Genomic DNA, 19,953 nt, shown 5'->3' with positions numbered 1-19,953 from the left:
TATTAATAGCATCATGATCAAAGGCAAATGACCTATGCCATAAGCTGCCATCCTCTAAACGTGTGGCCCGTGTTTATTAAAGTTTCTAACGTTTTTTGAAACGTTCTGACTGAACAACCACACCAACCTGATAAATAAGAGGCATTATTTAAAAGAGGCGTTCTTTTGTCACTCATCAGCAACACGAGTGTTGTGTAAACAGCCTTCTCGACCGCTTTCAAACCTGTAAGCTCTTTTAAAAATTGATCAGGATAAAGTTTTATCCAAGGTGATTTCGTCAACATGCCCAATCTCCCTCTCTAATTTATTAAATATAAAATTGCTAAAGCATCTGCTTCGTTATCATCACAAGGTGCATGCCCTTTTGCACGCACCGCCTCTATCATCTCTTCTTTTGATGCGTTCCCCTTACCCGTCGTCGCTTTCTTTATCGTACTAACAGGAATGCCTTCATACGGTATTTTGTAATACTCACACCAAACTTTTAAGGTTGCTAAAAAACCACCATAAACATGGGCAGAATCGGTCCCAATGTGACGCCTCACCCCTTAAAATACACCGCGTCAATGCCACCAACTGTCTGCTTTATTTCTGAAAGCCATTGTAAAGCGCAAGTAACGCATCCCACCATCCTCAAAACGGTGGGGTTCAGAATTGACGGTATCACTGAATATGTCACCATCTGCACCACGTATCGCTCAGCCCGTTTTGGTTCCTAGATCTAAACAAAGAATCGTGTTAATCACCGCACCACTCCATCCAAAATGCTTGGCATTGGATCAATAACAGTACTGTCATATCTACTATTATTGCGACACTTTTTCTCAGTATTGGAGGTTTTTTATTTAAGTATTTCAAACTCTGTAAAAGGAGGAAAATTTCAGAACAAAAGCTAATCGGGACAAATAATCCGATAATGTTTTTACCAAGATTAGAGTGTAAAGAACCATATAAAAGACCCTTAATCTTTATACCCTTAATCATCAAAAATCCTACAAAAAAGATATTAGAATCAATCAGATACGTCTTATTGAAGAAAAACCTTTTGAACTTATTGCTCCTATGATACTTGATCCTATTTCTATTGGATTTTCTAGAACAGATCCTAAATGTGTCAGTTTCGAAAAACAATTATCAAAACTTGTATCAGTCATAACTTTTCTGATGAAGAATTTGCCGCCTTTATTTCTGTTGCCAATACTTATGGACTAAACCCTCTCACAAAGGAAATCTATGCACTCCCTAAAAGAGGTGGTGGTATCATACCCGTTGTCTCTATTGATGGGTGGATTAAGATCATTAAAGCAAATGCCAAATTTGATGGCATGACCTTTCAAGATCAACTCGATAAAGACGGGAAGCTCATTGCTATCAAATGTGCCATTCGTCTCAAAGGCATTAAAGACCCTATCGAGGTCACAGAATATCTCAAAGAATGTCAACAAGCAAAAAGTGAAGCATGGCAAAAATATCCAGCACGCATGCTCCGTCACAAAGCTACAATACAATGTGCACGTTATGCTTTTGGATTTTCCGGCATTTATGAAGAAGATGAAGCCGCACGGATCAATGATGGAAACCACACCATACAAAATGAGTTCGTTTCTCATGATGTGCTTACAAAAATCAGACAGTTAATACATCAAACCCAAACAGAAGAAGAAAAGATACTTGCTTATGTAAAAGTCGAAAAGCTTGAAGATATGCCTGATAAACAAGCACAAACGGTGTTGCATCTTTTGGAAGATAAACAAAACAAGCAAATGGCTAAAATACAACAAGAGCAAACAGACGCTCCTATACAAGACGTTGAATATGCTCACATTCAAGATATCGAATATGTACCAACCCAACAAGAACAGGGAATGGCGGTGTGAAATGGAACAAAGGACTGCAGAGTGGTTTCAAGCAAGATTAGGAAAAATCACCGCATCAAACATTTACAATATTATCAGTAAAACAACTAAAGGAACACCTACAAGCAAATATGAAGAGTACAAAATCAAACTCATTACTGAACGTTTAACGGGTGAAATAAGCCCCTCTTATGAAACAGAAGATATGAGATGGGGGATCGAGCATGAAAAGGATGCCTTGCAAGAATATAGCTTCATTTATAATGCCGATATAATAAAATGCGGCTTTATCCAACATCCCACAATGGAAATGGCGGGGGCTAGCCCTGATGGGCTTATTGGTGAGGATGGGTTAATCGAAGTCAAATGCCCAAGATCAGTAAATCATATGCGCTTCTTTTTAGACGATAAGATAAAACCTGAATATCTCGCACAAATGCAATTCCAAATGGCGTGTACAGGGCGCAAATGGTGTGATTTCGTAAGCTATGACCCACGGTTCACCGATCAATCATTTCACTTGCGCATGAAAGTCAAACGTGTGCACCGTGATGAAAAACAAATTACATGTATCAACGAAGCTGTTGAAACCTTCTTAGAAAAGATAGAACGAGAGATAAAACAACTCTCGATAAAAGCTGCTTAACCCTATGGGGGTGCACTTACAGCCTCCCAGCACCCCCATCCTTTCATAACAACTTTCAAAACAAGCGTGATTCACGCCACAAGTGAATTGCATCTAAATGTAAGGACGAAGAGATATAGCACCTCACCTTGCTACCATAACACAACCAGCTATCGCACGCGCTCTACGAGAAGCGAAAAAACAAGGATGCGAATTAATAGAAATAAAACCTACGGGTGAATTATTCATTCATCTCAATAAAAATAGCATCAACAACAACGAGGAATGTTTATAGCGTCAACGATTTTCCTCCACTTGAAAATGAATAAAAAGAATGCAGTACAAGCCCATCCTGCCTTCCTGTTTATGATGACATAAAGTTTTAACTATGCCCAAACGTCGTCCACCACATCTTGTTCGTGAAGGTACACGCCATGGTAAAATCATATGGTATGTACGTATTGGTCATGGACCACGATTTCGGGTTGAAGGAACCTATGGAACGCAAGAGTTTGTTGACAATTGTACGCTGGCTATTAAACAAACGCAAAATGGCACCTCCAAGAAAACAAACCAGATTTACAGAAGGGTCTTTCGATTGGTTGTTGCATCAGTATTTACAAAGTATGCAGTGGCATAATCAATCAGAATCCACGAAAAAAGTTAAGTACAGAATTCTGAACAATGTTTCTAAGTATATTGGTGATCGCTCTTATAAAAACATAGAAAAGCACCATATTATTGATGCCGTAGATAGAAGACGAGATACTCCCGCGGCAGCAAAACATTTTTTAACGTCTTTAAATGGTCTTTTCAATTGGGCTGTTGATAATGCCCTTTTACACAGAAATCCTGCTTTTAATATTAAAGCACCAAGGTCTCTGAATACCAAAGGATTGCTGCCATGGTTAGAAGAGGACATCTATAAATATTATCATCGCTGAGCACATGGTACCCATGAACGCGTCTGGATTGATGTTCTTTTCTATACGGGCTTGCATCGTGGTGACGCTGTTCGCATTGGTTGGAAAGATGTCAAAGATGATATTATCCATCTTAAAACAGAAAAAAGCCAATTTAAAACAGATGTTTTTCTACTGATTTTGCCTGAGTTAGCAGAAACTCTTAAAATTGGTCCTATTGGAGGTGAGAATTCATTTGTGGTAAAGGCGGAAATAAACTCGTTAAAGAAAGTTTTGGCAATCTATTTCGTGAGGCATGTAATACAGCGGGTATTAAAAAATCAGCATACGGCTTGCGAAAATTAGCAGCAACACGTGCCGCCAATGCTGGTGCTACAGTTTCACAAATAAAAGCACTTTTTGGCTGGTCAGAAGATAAAACGGTATCCCTTTATACAAAAACAGTCGATAGAAAACGCCTCGCAATAGAAGCTATCAAAAAACTTCAAAAAAGTTAGAGCAATGGGCGGCAGCTCAAAACAAACCAAAGCCCCGTCAAAATTATGAACAAAATCAAAGCGGCGTTTGAGGTACATCAGAAACCAGAGGAGAAATAGGTGGTTGTGCCTGTTGCATTGTTTGCCATAAATTATAGTTTGTTTGCATATCCAACCAAAATTTTGCTTTACTAAAACCAGCTAATTCTAATTTAATTGCAAACTCAGTACTTATAGAAGCATGACCGTTAATAACTCTTGATAGAGAAGCTCTTGTCATATGGAGATGATCAGCTAATTTTTGTATTGTTATCCCCATTTCTTCTAAGAAAGCTACTTTTAAAACTTTCCCTGGGTGTGCAGGATTATGCATCATTTGTTTTCGTTCCTTTCATCAATGGTAATCCTGATAATCAACGGGTTCAACGTTTGTTCCGATAAAGCGAAAAGTAACACGCCAATTACCGTTTTTAAGAGGGTGCATTTTAAAGGCGGGTGCTTTTAACATTTCAGGACATATAGCACTTGTTAAAGCCGTTAAGATAACACGTAATTTTTTTACATGATCTGGCCGAATAGCTTTTGTGGAACCTGTTGTATAAAACAACTTTAAGCCTTTATGTTTAAAGCTCACAATTGCCATTAGTGTCCCTTATTGTATACCATTACTATACGGTCAATAAAAATAAGAATCAAGCACCCTACTAGCAAATCTGATTTCAGATCTAGATAAAATGCTAGATAAAATGATTGAGAATAAGCTATAAAAAAGTTCGGGATAGACATAAAAATAAGTTAAAAGAATCAACGGACTCGAAATCCCCTTACCTTTATATAAGTTATTGATTTTATATAAATATAACGCTCCTACCCCCTCCGCCATAGCACTTTTATCATGCTATAAATTATTGATTTTATATGTATTTTTTAAAGGTGTGGTGTAGCTTGCCAGCAGGTTTTGTACCAATCTATTTTTTCTCAAAGGGTTTTAAAGGCCTTCTTAGTACAAAAGCTACCGTCAAACTACGCCAAAAACACGCGCGATACATCATCTAGCTGCTTCTTGGTACTTTCCATGAAGAATCTTAAATACTCACGCGCCTCCTCATCAAAGTGCTCAAACCGCATTTGATGAGCCTCGGTGGATTTTTCTTGAGTAAGTGCTTCCAATTCCACTTGCGGTTTAAAAGATAGTTGCTCGATCTCCTCTGGTTTTGGTAGGTTAATAATCCGTGAATTTCTCATGCATCACTTGCTCTAACCCGTAGAAACCAGCAGAAGCAATCATAGAGGTAAAATTATCTTGCATATATAGAAATAGAAAGAGTTCACTTCGATAAAAAAACTCCAAACTTCCCTGCACTTCAATATTACTTTATCAATACAATCAATTGCTGCAAATATTCTTCTCCGTAGCGAGCAATGGCCCGTTACGCTTGAGTTGAGGAGCCGCTCATTCCAATAAAAGCCTCGTATGGAATCGTCATCGCCCAATTGTGCGTATGCAAAGCAACCTTTTTTGGATTTACCCCAAAATCATCGCTCATTTTCTGTAAAAAATCAAAATTACGATAACAACGGGAATAGTTAAGGCTCATTTTCTCTAACAATATCTCATAACCAGCGAGAAATTCACTATTCTTAAAATCACGATTGTTTTGAATGACCGCCATGATACCATTGGTTCGAAGTTGTTCTGAAACAGCCCAAAGTAACTTAGGACGATCCATCCACTGAAACGCCTGTGCCGCAACGACAAGATCGACCTCGCGATTTGGGACAAGAGGCTTTCGACTCGGCCTTGATACCACTGCACAGTAGGAAATTTTCTTCGTCCCTGCTTAATCATATCTGTCGATACATTGATAGCATGATATTGGTGTTCATTCCCCAGAAGTTCGACAATCTCCTCTAATGCGATACCTGTCCCAGCCCCCACATTCACGATAAACAAATGCTTTTTGTCCTTAAAAGGAAGCAGCATGGTTTTAAATAAGATGAGGGGGTAGCGCGGACGATAACGATCATAATCATCACAGCCAATCCGTAAAATTTTTCACTTTGCGGTTGAACACTTTGTATCATAGAATGTTATCTTCCTTATAATTGCTGACATACATAATTGAGAAGCCCTACTTTGACCAGTATCTTAAGCATAAATTCCAAAGGAGGGTTAAATAGGAATTGCCCTTTAATGCTTTCTATCTTTTCTTCTATAAAATTAATGCTTACATTTTTCGCTTCTTAAAATAATGTGTTTTGGAGCTCAATCGTAATTAGGTCGAGATTCCATGCATTTCGGTAAAAAATCCGTCCAAGTTCTGGTGTGATTACAGTTTTGATGCCCTTAGCCAGTATTAAACTTACAGCCTACTTGCAGGAACTGTCAAACCCAAACACTCGATTGCAAAAGAATGAGATCACCTATTTGTACCGTATCAGCAGAACGAGCTTGAAAACTTTTAAAAATGTGAGACGTTAAATATGCTAAGTTTGTGTATCTTTACACGTGTGTTTATACCTAGCAGGGATTATATAATCTGTAGAAATATCCCCAACAAGATTGCGGACTCTGAGGTTTTGTAAAGCCATTAAGCTAATTCCATCAAAGTCAGAATTTATCCTAGTAAGGCGCTTTTTACAGAGATGAAAGATAAAAAAGTTGAAATAAATATATGGCGACATCAGTATTGCCCATATGCCCTTTAAAGTTGTGGTTCATCTAGTACCTTTGTTTCTCCTACAGAAAAAAACCTTTGAGTCTCTCCCAACACTCCATATCCAAGTTGCAAGATTAAGAGCTCCGGATTCTACGAAGGATTGAATATAACCTTTCCTGCGTATTTTCAAATAAACTCCTTGTAACCCTCGTATTGTGATATAGTAAATGCTTTTATGAACCTGGTCTGCCTGTAATATTTGTGCTACGTTGACTAAATCTTCTCATTCACTCTGATCTTATACAGCCACGACTAAAGCTCTTTTTCAAGTATGTAAACTGTGCAAATGCCATGTTAAACCTTGTAATTAACCTAGTGCTGTTATTGTTTAGTGTGATTAAAATAATAGGACTCAAGAGTGCCATATTGAATCCGCAGCTCAAGTGTGAATTTCCAAATGACAGTAATAATATTTATGAATGTAGAGCATCGGTAAACTTTTTTTTCTTCAAAACAATCAACAATCTATCTATAACCTTTGATTCAGATCATCTAAATACATCTCACCATAGCAACGAGTTGGCATAAAAAATCATAAGACAGATTTTTTCTCATGCGAATACATGATCAGAATTTTACTGTTTTTCCGAGACAAGTCACTCCTATACAAACTTTAATTAATTCATTGTTTTGTATAAATAAAAATACTTGCTCTTTACAATTTTTATCTCTATAGTCTTCCCAAATTTTCTAAAAATTTTTCTCTAATTGTTTTCTCTAAAAGTAAGCGAAGTCTGAAAAAAGCGGAAAAGAACATGAAGTATAATATGTATAAATATTAATTAACATTAATATTTTATAAATTTGCATTAAAATAGCATTATTATTTTGATATATTTGATATAAATGAATCAAAATAAATAAGTTAAAAATCATACAGATATAACTTTCTTCATAAAATGTCTGTTTATAAAATTCAAAATACTTTTCGCAGAAAAAATGCATCCTATATAATACGCAAAACAGCTGTGGAGAATTTTATGTTAAATGGACGAACTGGTTCAATTGTACTTAATGATCCTATGGTAAAAATGTTGAAACATTTATCAATTGCTACCTTCTTGGCATTTTTAATACCATTTTTAAGTGGCTGTGGATTTAATACGATACCAACAAATGAAGAAAAAGCACATGCTGCATGGAGTGAAGTGCTGAACCAATATCAACGCCGTGCAGATCTTATTCCTAATCTTGTGGAAACTGTCAAAGCCTACGCAGCCCATGAACAAGCTGTTTTTACAAACGTCATTGAAGCACGTGCCAAAGCAACGCAAGTCAACATTAATGCTGATATGTTGAATAACCCGCAAATAATGGAGAAGTATCTCAACAATCAAACCAATTTATCAAGTGCGCTTTCGCGTCTTATGGCTGTTGTTGAAAACTATCCTGATCTTAAAGCAAATCAGAATTTCCTTGCTCTACAATCGCAATTAGAAGGAACTGAAAATCGTATCTCTGTTGCACGCCGTGATTATATCGAAACAGTACGTCTCTACAATACTGCTCTCAAAACAATGCCAACAATAATTTGGGCAAAATTATGGTTTCGCAATGCTAAGCCTATGCCAACTTTTACGATCGATACTAATAGCCAACCAACACCAAAAGTTAATTTCAATTAATGAAACAATTCCAATACTCTATACAATGCATTGTTTTTCCATATTTACTTGCTTTTTTTAGCATACTATATTGGGTCATTGCACTAGGGAGTATCGCTCATTCGCAGCCCCAATTTCCTCCCTTAACTGGTTATGTTAACGATGTGGCTCATTTGCTCGATACCGAAACCATAGAAAGTTTAACAGAAAAACTGTCTGCACTAGAGGAAAAAACGGGAGATCAAATTGTTATTGCCACTCTCCCTACCCTTTCAGGAAATGATATAGAAACATACAGCAATTCTCTTTTCCGTGCATGGAGACTAGGTCAAAAAAAGATGAATAATGGTGTATTACTTGTTATTGCACCAAATGAGCGCGAAGTACGAATTGAAGTGGGATATGGTTTGGAAGGAGAGCTAACAGACGCTATTTCCGCAGTCATCATTAATAACTTTGTTCTTCCCAATTTTCGTGAAGGAAATTATCGAAAAGGCATTATTGAAGCAGTTCATGCAATTATAAAAGTCATTACAGAGAGCAATTCAGACTTTTCTTTTCGAATCAAGGAGAAAGCTAAAGCTATTGAAGAACAACATAAAAAAGCGGAAAAAGAAGAAATGGTAATCAATACAATTGTGTTTTTAATCCTTTGTACAGTGGTTGGTTTGCCTATGCTTGCGATGATTTTTGGCAAAAAAGTAGGTCCACAAAAGTATCTCTGGATGGGTATCGTCTTCACACCTTGGTTTTTAAACTTAAATGCCGGTGGCAAACGTTTTGGTGGAGGCTTCGGTGGGTATTCAGGAAGGGGAGGATTCAGAGGTGGTGGTGGATCATCAGGTGGTGGTGGTGCAACAGGAAGATGGTAAAATAAGTGCAGCTTTTTTGAGCATAGAAAATTTTTAAATAAAATTCATGAGCATATTATCTCAATTTTAATAAACCACTCCATATCTTACTCTGCAATACTTTCAATGATTACAACTGAAAACCCAAACACTAACATAAATATTGCTCATGACATTTGAATTGAAACATACTGATCGTAATCACTTCCAACCCCATTTTAAAACAACTTCTGGTAACCCGCCAGTTGAATGGAAAATAAGTGATAACTTGGTCGAATATCCTGAAGCACTAAGTTATATGCAAAAGCATGTAGAAAAAATTCTTGCAAAAAATGCACATGAGCAAGTTTGGCTTCTTGAACATCCTTCTCTTTATACAGCTGGTACAAGTGCGAATAAAAAAGATCTTTTGGCACCTCATTTATTCCCTGTTTATGAGGCAGGCCGTGGCGGTCAATTTACTTATCATGGTCCGGGCCAACGTATTGCTTATATTATGCTTGATCTTAAACGCAGAAAGCAGGACATCCGTGCTTTTATTAGTGTGTTAGAAGAATGGATCATACAAATGCTTGCAAAATTTAATATTAAAGGTGAACGCCGTGAAGATCGCGTTGGTGTCTGGGTTAGACGATCCAATGGCGCATCAATACAAAACAACATTTCTTCGGAAGATAAAATTGCAGCTATTGGCATTCGAGTACGCAAATGGGTAAGCTTTCATGGCATTTCCATTAATGTTAACCCTAATTTAGCCCATTATTCAGGAATTGTTCCCTGTGGAATCACAAATTACGGTGTAACCAGCTTTTTTGATTTAGGTTTCCCTGTAACAATGCACGATATTGATATTGCTCTCAAACAAGCATTTGAAAAAATTTTCGGTCCAACAATTGATGTTTCCTAAGCACATTGATTTTTAAATAAAAAACAGGCATAAAATTTATTTTTATTTTAAGAGTTTGTTTTAATGAGGTGGACAATCAAACGTCATGAGCGATAACAGCAAAGATCTTTTTAGTATTTTAAATAATGCTCAGTCTCGGATAAGTACAAAAGAGAACAATCTGCAATCTCCAGTGAACTCAGAAGCGACGACTTTGAAAAAAAATACGAAAGATATGCAAAAAGATAACTATAATGCCCTCTCTATTCGCGTTCTTGAAGGCTTAGAGCCTGTGCGTTTACGCCCTGGAATGTATATTGGTGGGACAGATAGTAAAGCACTTCATCATTTGTTTGCCGAAATTATTGACAATGCCATGGATGAAGCCGTCGCTGGTCACGCCGATTTAATTGATGTATCATTAGAGAGAAGTGGTTATTTAACCGTTACAGATAATGGACGCGGTATTCCTGTTGAGAATCATCCTCAAATGCCTGATAAATCTACTCTTGAAGTCATTATGACTCAACTTCATTCAGGTGGAAAATTTGATGGAAAAGCTTATCAAACTGCTGGTGGATTACATGGAGTAGGAATTTCTGTCGTTAATGCTCTTTCCGATGATATGGAAGTTGAAGTAGCACGAGAACGAAAACTTTACCGACAACGCTTTTCACGCGGTGTTCCTCAATCTGGATTGGAAGATTTAGGCGATGTTTATAATCGTCGTGGCACACGCGTTCGTTTCCATCCCGATAGTAAAATTTTTGGCGAAAAAGCAGCTTTTGATCCAGAAAAAATTTATAGGATGGCACGCTCTAAAGCCTATCTTTTTGGCGGCGTAAAAATTCGTTGGAATTGCGATCCTTCCATACTTGAAGGTACTAAAAATATTCCTGAAAAGGCTGTTTTCTACTTCCCCGATGGGCTTAAAGATTATTTACTTTCATCACTGAAAGATGAATATCGGGTAACGTCGGAAATTTTTGCTGGTAAAACAAAATATTATGATGGCCATGGCTCTGTTGAATGGGCTATCGCTTGGCATGGTGGCGATGCTTGTGTACAATCTTACTGTAATACTATTCCCACCGGAGAAGGGGGAACACACGAAACAGGACTCCGTCAAGCTCTTTTGCGCGGATTAAAATCCTACGCTGAATTAATAGGAAATAAACGCGCTGCTATTATTACGTCCGATGATGTTATGATTTCAACGGCGGCAATACTTTCGGTCTTCATCAGAAATCCGGAATTTGTTGGACAAACAAAAGATCGACTAGCAACAATCGAAGCGCAGCGTATCGTTGAAAATGCAATACGTGATCCTTTCGATCATTGGCTGACAAATTCTCCACAAGAATCAACAAAACTTCTTGATTGGGTTATTGAACGTGCTGAAGAACGCGTTAAACGGCGTCAAGATAGAGAAATAAATCGACAAACAGCTGTACGAAAATTACGTCTGCCCGGAAAACTCGCAGATTGTAGTCAAAACTACGCTGCTGGAGCTGAATTATTCATTGTGGAAGGTGATTCTGCTGGTGGTTCGGCTAAACAAGCGCGGAATAGGGCAAACCAAGCAATTTTACCGCTTCGTGGAAAAATCTTAAATGTAGCAAGTGCTGCACACGAAAAAATGAACTCAAGCCAAACAATTAGTGACCTTATACTTGCGCTTGGTTGTGGAACACGCTCTAAATATCGTGAAAAAGATCTCAGATATGAACGCATTATCATCATGACGGATGCAGATGTTGATGGTGCTCATATTGCCTCACTCCTTATTACCTTCTTCTTTCAAGAGATGCCCGATCTTATTCGTCAAGGACACTTATACCTTGCCGTGCCTCCTCTTTATAGAATATCACAAGGAGGTAAAATCGCTTATGCACGTGACGATGCCCATAAAGATGAATTGCTTAAGACTGAGTTTACTGGAAAAACTAAAATTGAAGTTGGTCGTTTTAAAGGGCTTGGAGAAATGCGTGCTGAACAACTTAAAGAAACGACTATGCATCCTCAAAAACGTACATTGCTCCGTGTTTCTATTGATGCAATGGAAATGCAAGAAACTAGAAATACAGTAGAAAATTTAATGGGAACAAAACCAGAAGCGCGCTTTCGTTTCATACAAGAAAATTCTACTTTTGCTTCCAATCTAGACATTTAATTTTCAAAAAATATCTCTCTTATAACACCGCTGCTGCGTCAATCACACGCAACTGTGGAGTAATTGTTCCATTCCAATAATTCAAAGTAAGATTACCAGCCAAATGGATCATTTCACCAACATTTCTAGACAGAAAATCACCAAGCGCTGTACCCACAGCACGGAAAGCTATTCCTTGCAGTTTTTTTTCTTCAATATTCGACATTATAAGACGAAGATGTCCCTTACCAACCTCACACAGATTCACTAACCGGTGAGAAGGAAGAACAAAAACAGGTGTCATATTCCCTGAACCAAATGGCCCTGCTTTTTCGATCATATCAAAAAGCGCTTTATTAGCGCCAGAAGCAGAAAGGCAACCATCTATGCTAAGAGACTTTTTAGCACGTAACTGTGAGACCATGGAAGAGACTTTCTCTTCCAACCATTTTCGAAAAGTTTCAATTTTTTCCGACTGAATTGTAATCCCTGCTGCCATACTATGGCCTCCACCCTTTTCTAATAAATTTAATGCAACAGCTTCACGAACAAGTGCTCCTAAATCTATGCCGCTGATTGAACGGCCCGATCCTACACCACTTCCATCTTCTTTCAAAGCAATTGCAAAAACAGGGCAAAAAAACCGCTCTTTTAAACGAGATGCAAGAATACCAATGATTCCCGGATGCCATTCTTGATGAGCAATCACAAGAGATAGCGGTGTTTTTTGATCTTGATAAAGAGAATCGATATAAGATTCTGCTTGTACTAATTGAATGCCCTCCATTTCTTGGCGTTCTCGATTAAGCCGATCCAATTGTTCTGCTATTCTTTCAGCTTCCTCTTTATCCTCACAGCTGAGCAAACGTGCCCCCAAAGCCTGGTCTCCAATACGCCCTCCCGCATTAATTCTAGGACCTAACAAAAAGCCTAAATGAAAACTATTAAGCGGCTCACCTATACGTGCAACCTTTGTTAAAGCCACCATCCCGTGATTATGCATAGAACGAGCAACTTGAAGCCCTTTAACCACAAAAGCACGATTAACACCTTTTAATGGCACAACGTCGCATATAGTTGCCAATGCAACAAGATCAAGCATACTTAGAAGGTCAGGAAGTTCTCCCAAAAATTTCTTCTTACGCAATAAATGATTAACCCATGCTAACGTAACAAAGACAACGCCAGCAGCGCATAAATGTCCTTGTCCAGAAAAATCATCAGGACGATTAGGATTAACAAGAGCAACAGCTTCTTGGTGAACATCTGACATTTGATGGTGATCTAAAACTACAACATCAGCACCTGCAAGCCTTACTGCTTTTACTGCATCTGGGCTGTTTGCACCACAATCAACTGTGATAATTAAGCGAGCACCTTCTTGTACTAACATCCTCATTGCTTGTTCATTTGGACCATATCCCTCAACAATACGATCAGGAATATAAATTTTTACTTCAATACCAAAATAACGGAAAAAACGTGCTATAAGAGCTGATGAACAAGCGCCATCAACATCATAATCACCAAAAACTGCAACCTTCTCTTGATTCAAGATAGCCCTCACAATGCGTTCTGCTGCGCATTGCATATCGGTAAAACTTTCTGGATTAGGCATTAGCGTGCGCAAAGTTGGATTGATGAAAGCAACAGCTTCAGATTCATCCACATCTCTTGCCGAAAGAACACGGGCTAACTCATCTGGAAAACCAAATTTTTGAGAAATAGCGCGCGCGTTATTTATCCCTTGAATATCAAGGGCATCTAACCAAGCCTGACCGCAAACAGACGATTCAACATTAAGAAAGTAACGGGACCGCTGCATCACTATGTATTCTACAATGAAAACCAAAAAAAACACAATCGAGAGTTAAAAATAAAGTACTCTTTACACAGCACCTACTCTTTTTCTAAAATATGCACAAGTACTTTCATTGAGGTATTATAATACCTCAATCATAAAGCACTGTTTTATAAGTTTTTATTTTCTCTTGACGCAAGTCAAAAGACATTATATCAGGGTAAACGATACGCGTTAAATATTTCGCTGTAATAACAATTTTCAACGCAAAACAATGAAAATGTCCCTATGTTAACAAGGGCTTAATAAAGGATACTTCTATGGCAACTTTTTCACAAAAGCCAACTGAAGTGGTGAAAAAATGGGTTATTATTGACGCAGAGAACCTCGTTTTAGGTCGTCTTGCCACCTTCGTTGCTAACCGCTTACGTGGCAAACATAAAGCTACATTTACTCCACATGTCGATGACGGTGACAATGTTATTGTGATCAACGCAAACAAAATATCTCTCACCGGTAAGAAATATACAGATAAAAAATATTATTGGCATACCGGCTATATTGGTGGAATTAAGGAACGTACAGCGCGTCAGATTCTTGAAGGACGTTTTCCTGAACGTATTGTTGAAAAAGCTATAGAACGCATGATTCCTCGCGGACCACTTGGTCGTCGTCAATTGAAGAACCTACGTGTTTATGCTGGAAGCCAACACCCGCATGAGGCACAACAGCCAGAAGTTCTCGACGTTGGTGCTTTAAATCGCAAAAACAAAAGGATTGCTTAATTATGGCTGAAATTAATTCTCTTTCTGAGCTTAGCACAGTAACAAATATTGTCGAAGCTAATGAAAATGTCGCTCCTGTTCATGTTCAAAAACTTGATTCACAAGGACGTGCTTATGCAACAGGAAAACGTAAAGATGCTGTTGCTCGTGTGTGGATCAAACCAGGCTCGGGAAAAATTACAATTAATAATAAAGAATTCGACAAATATTTTGCGCGTCCTGTTCTGAGAATGATTCTTCGCCAGCCAATTGTTGCAACAAACAGAGATACTCAATTTGATATCACTGCAACCGTTGCAGGTGGGGGTCTTTCCGGACAAGCTGGTGCAGTACGTCATGGCATTTCCAAAGCTCTAACCTATTACGAACCAGAACTTCGTACAATCTTGAAAAAGGGGGGCTTTCTTACGCGTGATAGCCGTGTTGTTGAACGTAAAAAATACGGCAAAGCGAAAGCACGCCGTTCTTTCCAATTCTCAAAGCGTTAATTTCGCTTTTTGTGCAACATATAGGTCCCGTTTCGGCGGGGCTTTAATGTTTTCTGAAATAATTTTTAGGAAGAGAAGTGTAATAACCAGTTCTTACTGTATAAGAAAAAAATTGGTTATTTTACTCTCTTAAACTTTTCTTCTTATAGAGAAAAGAACTAAGACAAGATCGATTGGGAAAATTTTAAAATCCTAAATATAATTTCCAGGATCTGCACTTTAGTAGTTTAGTCCGATCTGCATGCTAATTCAAAAGAAAATTTGCGATATAACTGCGATTACCTCATTAGTTTTTTTATCGTTACTTAGCAAAGATTTAGTCCACAAAATGCTTTACCATTGTAATAAAATGAGGAACGGAGATAGGTTTTGACATGTATTCTTCGCATCCACTTGCACGAATTCGCTCTTCATCCCCTTTCATAGCAAAGGCTGTTACAGCAACAACGGGAATAGATCTAAGCTCCTCATCCTCTTTTAATTGTTTAATAACATCGATTCCTGATACCTCTGGCAACTGTATATCCACAAGGATAAGAGAAGGCATTGATGAACGAGCTAGATCTAATGCAAGAAGACCATTACGTGTTTCAACTGTTTCATAACCACTTGCCTCTACAAGATCACGGAATAACTTCATATTAAGTTCGTTATCTTCCACGATCATGACTTTTTTTGACATTAATATAACTCCACCCTTTTGAGATAAAATAGATTAAGTAGAAATTAACACACACTCTCCCTTTGCTAAGGTAAAATGATAAAAAAAATTGTAAACTGCGAAGAAATGAAATAACACCCGATAAAAGCATTTTTTCAAAAACATTTGTAAGGTTAATCGTTATGCTCCTTTAGTTTATAAGAGTGAAATCTACAATAACCATAATTGTATATTTTTTGAGTTGCTATGCAAAATTTATAGATATCCAAATCAGCTCGCACACCTTTTCATCATAGAAAAGATATAACATATGAGAATTAGCTTAAATATGAATTTCGAAGAGAAAAAAAATAATTAAGTGACTTTTATCTGTTATATTTTTATCTGTTATATACAGACGTTTTATTATTCAGCCATTATTGTTTTGTATATCAGAGTATTTACTCTTTTGATATTTTGTTGTCTCAGATACTTTGATTATACATCAGTACAGCTCTCAATAACAGATAAAATAGAGGTTATCTATGAATTTTAAACGGAATTTTGAAATGAATCATACACGCGATTAAGATATTGTTAAATGCAAAAGCAGTAACAACATTGGAAAGTGAGAAATCTCATCACAAATGCTAATATCTCCTTACCATTCAATTGTTCTCCTTATTATTATTTTAAAAAAGCTCTTTTAAGAAGGTGTGAATGGAAAGAAAAAATTTCTTCGTCTTTTTAATTTCGCTATCATCAGTTACTTTGTTTATGACTAATAATCAATAATATCCGTATGTTTATCAGCCTATTTTGCAACATCAAATGAAAACGCTGTTTTTTCTTATTGAAAGAGGACCTATACAGATTCATTTTAAGCTTTACTTCTTTTTAAAAACTGCAAAAAATCAAATCATTAAATTATAGAAATACTTAAAATCAATAACTTCTTAATCTTAATTAAAAGATCAAAAAATAATAAATAAAAATATATTGTTTAATATTATTAATTAATAAATATATTAGATAAATAATATATACTTATTAATAAAATTACTTATCTATTATACGTTTTTAAAATATTTATTCCTATGTTTTATTCTATTTTTATAAAAATTTGCACACATTAATACTTTGTATAAAAAGGTTTTTTGTAAAAATGATAATTAAAGTATATATTAAAAGTGTCTTTAAAATAAGTATTTAAAAAATAATACAAAATTTATTGATTATATTTATTTTTGTATAGAAATTTAATATACAACTCTCATATAATTGCAAGAACTCTTAAAAACGATAGCGCAATCCACCAGAAAACTGAATGCCGGAAAAACCAGCCTTAGTAAGCTTATGCTGATAGTTTAAATCACCGTAAAGTGTAATTTTGGGAGATAATTGCGAATTGACACCCAAGGCAGCTTCTACAGAAGATCCAAAAGAACCTAACCGGAAAGTATCTTTAAAATGTATAAACTGTTCTTCTCCAAAATGATGAGAAAGATGAATCTTACCATAAAAGGAAATGACACGATCGTTTTCAGATGCTGTAAATGTCTTGGTTAAACGTCCACCAATACGCATTATCCATTGATTAAATTTCCCCATATCAATATCAAATCCATCAATATCATGGGACTTATGAAACTGAAGATTTTGATAAATAAGCTGAATTTGCGGATTAAAAACAAAATCCTCATATCCCATCATAAATGCTTTACCAGCAGCCAACGAAACGTTCAGAGGATTTCCTTTTAATGTTGCTGCCTTACCCCGTGCAAAGGTAAAAACATGACCTTTAAAAAGACCATAGGATAAAAGAGCATCCATATAAAAACCACCATCATGTTTTATACTACCATATGTGGTAACTAACCATTTATGAAATACACTTTTTTGACTTTGTTTAACATCCCGAGGACGCAAAGAAACTTTTCCATAAGAGCCTATGAATCCAAAAGACGTTTTACTATATGTGCTCTCTACTGTTTTGAGCAAAATAGATGCCTCTATGGCATTGTAATCAAGATCGCCTCCATACCCATATTCAATTGCGGAAAGATCTGAGATATAATGATAATTTCCTCCATAACCTTGCATAGATAAAGCAAGACTTTTATCAGCCTTTAATAATTCACTAGAAACATTTTGTATTTTGTTCAAATGCTTGTTGTGATTTCTGATCTCCACTAACCCAGTATGGAATAAGGTATTTGGCAAAAGAAGATAAGTTGGAACTTGTGGAACAACCTCTCTTACCTTTAACTCAGAATGAGGTACAATGGGTATATCATGAGTAGGCTTAATGTATTTACTCTCAAGACGGAAATCCCAAAAGCCCCCATCACCTTTAACTAATCTTTGAGCGGTTTGGGCCTTCCCAAGGGTAGAATCTGGACCATATGCATGAAGATAATATTGGTAAGGCAAACCTTCCAACGCAATATAAGGACTACTCAGCTGAAAAGAATCTTCCGCCGCTTTTCCAGAAACTTGAATAAGCGAAACACTTTGAACATTTTCATCATCTCCTGCTCCCCCCTTATTTCCTATAATAAGTTGCACATGGACTGTTGTTTTTCCAGAAACATTACCATGTATCAAAAGTCGATCTGTTTTTTTATTATCAAGTAAACCATCACTATTGAGATGTGTATTGAGATAAAGATATGCACTCTCCTGTGCATTGTAAACTTCTTCCTCTCCCTTCCCGATATAAAGTGTCTGATATTCTTGGAACATTGGGGCTTCGAAGGCAATAGAACTCTCAGAAAGTTTTACAAAGGAAATGGATGAAGCCCCATGATTCAAATCCCGCAAATTTTCCCTTTTTCTTCTTGTTAAAACCCATTGTGAACCTCCCGTCAAATAAATTTCCGCAATAGAATCATCGGAAACGCGGGTTCCCCCTGTAAGTAAAGAAGAATCCGCCAAAATCGCTACAGAAGCCCCCTTCTCAGCTGCTAATAATAAATCACCGGAAATCTCTGTTCCGGCTGTTACAGCAAGATAAGCACTGCTCTTACTGCTATGAATAACTGTACCATCTGGAACATCAAAAACTGCCTTTTTTAAAAACACAATTCCTTGTTTATACTCCTTGTCTTTTTTGTCTATATCAAAGTGCATACCATGCTTGTTCCCTGTTACTGTAATTTTTGAATCTTCAATATTAACCCGTGAAACCAAAAAACTCCCTTCTTGTTCCTCACTCAATTGTGCATTAGAATCTAATCCAATCTGCAAACCACGAACATCGGTAGCAAGAACATTGGTATTCTTTAAATAAAGAATACCCTGATGACTCACATTCAAAGCTGCATGAACAGTATTATCTTCTTCATCTGCATTTTCTCTTTCTACCGCTTTTTGACTTTCAGAAGTAATCGTAACACTATCTAAAATTGCACTCCCCCTTGTTCTCACACGAAGTGCGGCTGCATTTGTCACTTCAATTGATCCACGCGTCATCTTAATATTCGCATCGGCGCCACTGAAAAGAGCTGCGTTTTGGCCAATATCTTGACCACTTACCTGAATTTTTGCATCCGTTAAAATAACAGATGTTCCTGACTTCTCTGCATAAACACCTACTTGAGTAGCCTCAACTACTCCACGATTGGCCTCAATCGTTCCACTATCAGCCAAGAGACCAATTGATACATTTTTAAAAATTGAATCGCTTAAGATAACTTTTCCACCTTGCAAAGCAATAACACCATAAGCCCCTTCCACACCATCAAAATTGTTAATTGTTACATGACTTGCTTGGATAACTGTACCTGGCTCCTGTGCTACTATGACAGCAGATGATATGAGAAAATCGCCATGCCCATTCTCTTCTTTAGAGGACTTGATAAACTGATATATTTTATCAGTAATTTTATGTTTTGCTCCATCACTGCATCTATAAGGTAATTTCCCTTCATCGCACAAAAATGATATGGATGGATGATAATGTGCCTCAACACCTCTATCTGATAAAAAAGAGAAAATAATTGCTATAAAAACACACGAATAGAAGCCGCTTTTAGACACTCTTTTGATCATCATTCCTCTTAAAATTTTCTTTTCTTAATAAAAAAATGAGTTGTGATTTAAAATACAATAAGTACAAATAAATTAAGAAGGCTTTACCAATTA

General features: G+C 36.8%; 16 protein-coding genes and 3 pseudogenes. 9 read left to right on the top strand and 10 right to left on the bottom strand.

Going from position 1 to position 19,953, the window contains the following annotated elements:
• Positions 1–32: 32 nt before the first annotated feature.
• Both HNQ69_RS05480 and HNQ69_RS05475 read right to left on the bottom strand, forming a co-directional pair.
• Entirely contained in the window at positions 33–284 is a 252-nt protein-coding gene (locus HNQ69_RS05480) for a DUF1376 domain-containing protein (protein WP_246348519.1), read from the bottom strand.
• 15 nt (positions 285–299) lie between these two features.
• A pseudogene (locus HNQ69_RS05475) lies at positions 300–695 on the bottom strand (crossover junction endodeoxyribonuclease RuvC).
• 414 nt (positions 696–1,109) lie between these two features.
• Here HNQ69_RS05475 and bet point away from each other — a divergent pair.
• From bet to HNQ69_RS05460, 3 genes and pseudogenes are all read left to right on the top strand, one after another.
• Positions 1,110–1,877: a phage recombination protein Bet gene (gene bet / locus HNQ69_RS05470; RefSeq protein ID WP_183229056.1), complete on the top strand. Its 768-nt coding sequence runs from the start codon at positions 1,110–1,112 to the stop codon at positions 1,875–1,877.
• 1 nt (position 1,878) lies between these two features.
• Entirely contained in the window at positions 1,879–2,502 is a 624-nt protein-coding gene (locus HNQ69_RS05465) for a lambda exonuclease family protein (protein ID WP_183229054.1), read from the top strand.
• Between the two features lie 367 nt (positions 2,503–2,869).
• Positions 2,870–3,901: pseudogene (locus HNQ69_RS05460) on the top strand (tyrosine-type recombinase/integrase).
• A gap of 55 nt (positions 3,902–3,956) precedes the next feature.
• Here the strand turns inward: HNQ69_RS05460 and HNQ69_RS05455 are convergent.
• From HNQ69_RS05455 to HNQ69_RS08335, 5 genes and pseudogenes are all read right to left on the bottom strand, one after another.
• Positions 3,957–4,256: a HigA family addiction module antitoxin gene (locus HNQ69_RS05455; RefSeq protein WP_183229053.1), complete on the bottom strand. Its 300-nt coding sequence runs from the start codon at positions 4,254–4,256 to the stop codon at positions 3,957–3,959.
• Between the two features lie 18 nt (positions 4,257–4,274).
• Positions 4,275–4,523, bottom strand: a complete 249-nt coding sequence (locus HNQ69_RS05450; protein WP_183229052.1) for a type II toxin-antitoxin system RelE/ParE family toxin — start codon at positions 4,521–4,523, stop codon at positions 4,275–4,277.
• A gap of 380 nt (positions 4,524–4,903) precedes the next feature.
• A complete protein-coding gene (locus tag HNQ69_RS05445) occupies positions 4,904–5,125 on the bottom strand; it encodes a hypothetical protein (RefSeq protein WP_183229051.1) in 222 nt (73 codons plus the stop codon).
• A 70-nt stretch (positions 5,126–5,195) separates the two neighbouring features.
• Positions 5,196–5,965, bottom strand: a pseudogene (locus HNQ69_RS08340) (class I SAM-dependent methyltransferase); the annotation flags it as partial.
• A 159-nt stretch (positions 5,966–6,124) separates the two neighbouring features.
• Positions 6,125–6,223, bottom strand: coding sequence for a hypothetical protein (locus HNQ69_RS08335; RefSeq protein ID WP_425486680.1), 99 nt, complete (start codon positions 6,221–6,223; stop codon positions 6,125–6,127).
• Between the two features lie 1,357 nt (positions 6,224–7,580).
• Between HNQ69_RS08335 and HNQ69_RS05430 the strand changes: the two genes are divergently transcribed.
• The 4 genes from HNQ69_RS05430 (at position 7,581) to parE (ending at position 12,114) form a co-directional block, all read left to right on the top strand.
• Positions 7,581–8,225, top strand: coding sequence for a LemA family protein (locus tag HNQ69_RS05430; RefSeq protein ID WP_183229050.1), 645 nt, complete (start codon positions 7,581–7,583; stop codon positions 8,223–8,225).
• Positions 8,225–9,076, top strand: coding sequence for a TPM domain-containing protein (locus tag HNQ69_RS05425; RefSeq protein WP_183229049.1), 852 nt, complete (start codon positions 8,225–8,227; stop codon positions 9,074–9,076). Before HNQ69_RS05430 ends, HNQ69_RS05425 begins: the two co-directional genes overlap by 1 nt.
• Positions 9,077–9,224: 148 nt before the next feature.
• A complete protein-coding gene (gene lipB / locus HNQ69_RS05420; RefSeq protein WP_183229048.1) occupies positions 9,225–9,962 on the top strand; it encodes a lipoyl(octanoyl) transferase LipB in 738 nt (245 codons plus the stop codon).
• Between the two features lie 85 nt (positions 9,963–10,047).
• Positions 10,048–12,114: a DNA topoisomerase IV subunit B gene (gene parE / locus HNQ69_RS05415; RefSeq protein WP_183229047.1), complete on the top strand. Its 2,067-nt coding sequence runs from the start codon at positions 10,048–10,050 to the stop codon at positions 12,112–12,114.
• 19 nt (positions 12,115–12,133) lie between these two features.
• On the opposite strand, the gene recJ is transcribed toward parE, so the two are convergent.
• On the bottom strand, positions 12,134–13,918 hold the full coding sequence (gene recJ / locus HNQ69_RS05410; protein WP_183229105.1) for a single-stranded-DNA-specific exonuclease RecJ: 1,785 nt from the start codon (positions 13,916–13,918) through the stop codon (positions 12,134–12,136).
• A gap of 296 nt (positions 13,919–14,214) precedes the next feature.
• Here recJ and rplM point away from each other — a divergent pair, with 296 nt between their 5' ends.
• A complete protein-coding gene (rplM, locus tag HNQ69_RS05405; RefSeq protein ID WP_183229046.1) occupies positions 14,215–14,679 on the top strand; it encodes a 50S ribosomal protein L13 in 465 nt (154 codons plus the stop codon).
• Between the two features lie 2 nt (positions 14,680–14,681).
• Positions 14,682–15,167: a 30S ribosomal protein S9 gene (gene rpsI, locus HNQ69_RS05400; protein WP_183229045.1), complete on the top strand. Its 486-nt coding sequence runs from the start codon at positions 14,682–14,684 to the stop codon at positions 15,165–15,167.
• Between the two features lie 316 nt (positions 15,168–15,483).
• On the opposite strand, the gene HNQ69_RS05395 is transcribed toward rpsI, so the two are convergent.
• Entirely contained in the window at positions 15,484–15,849 is a 366-nt protein-coding gene (locus HNQ69_RS05395) for a response regulator (protein WP_183229044.1), read from the bottom strand.
• 1,251 nt (positions 15,850–17,100) lie between these two features.
• Complete coding sequence (locus tag HNQ69_RS05390) at positions 17,101–19,860, bottom strand: autotransporter family protein (protein ID WP_183229043.1); 2,760 nt, start codon at positions 19,858–19,860, stop codon at positions 17,101–17,103.
• Between the last annotated feature and the right edge of the window lie 93 nt (positions 19,861–19,953).

Source organism: Bartonella callosciuri (assembly GCF_014203215.1).
Taxonomy (GTDB): Bacteria; Pseudomonadota; Alphaproteobacteria; order Rhizobiales; family Rhizobiaceae; genus Bartonella; species Bartonella callosciuri.
This window is presented reverse-complemented; position numbering and strand designations above follow the sequence as displayed.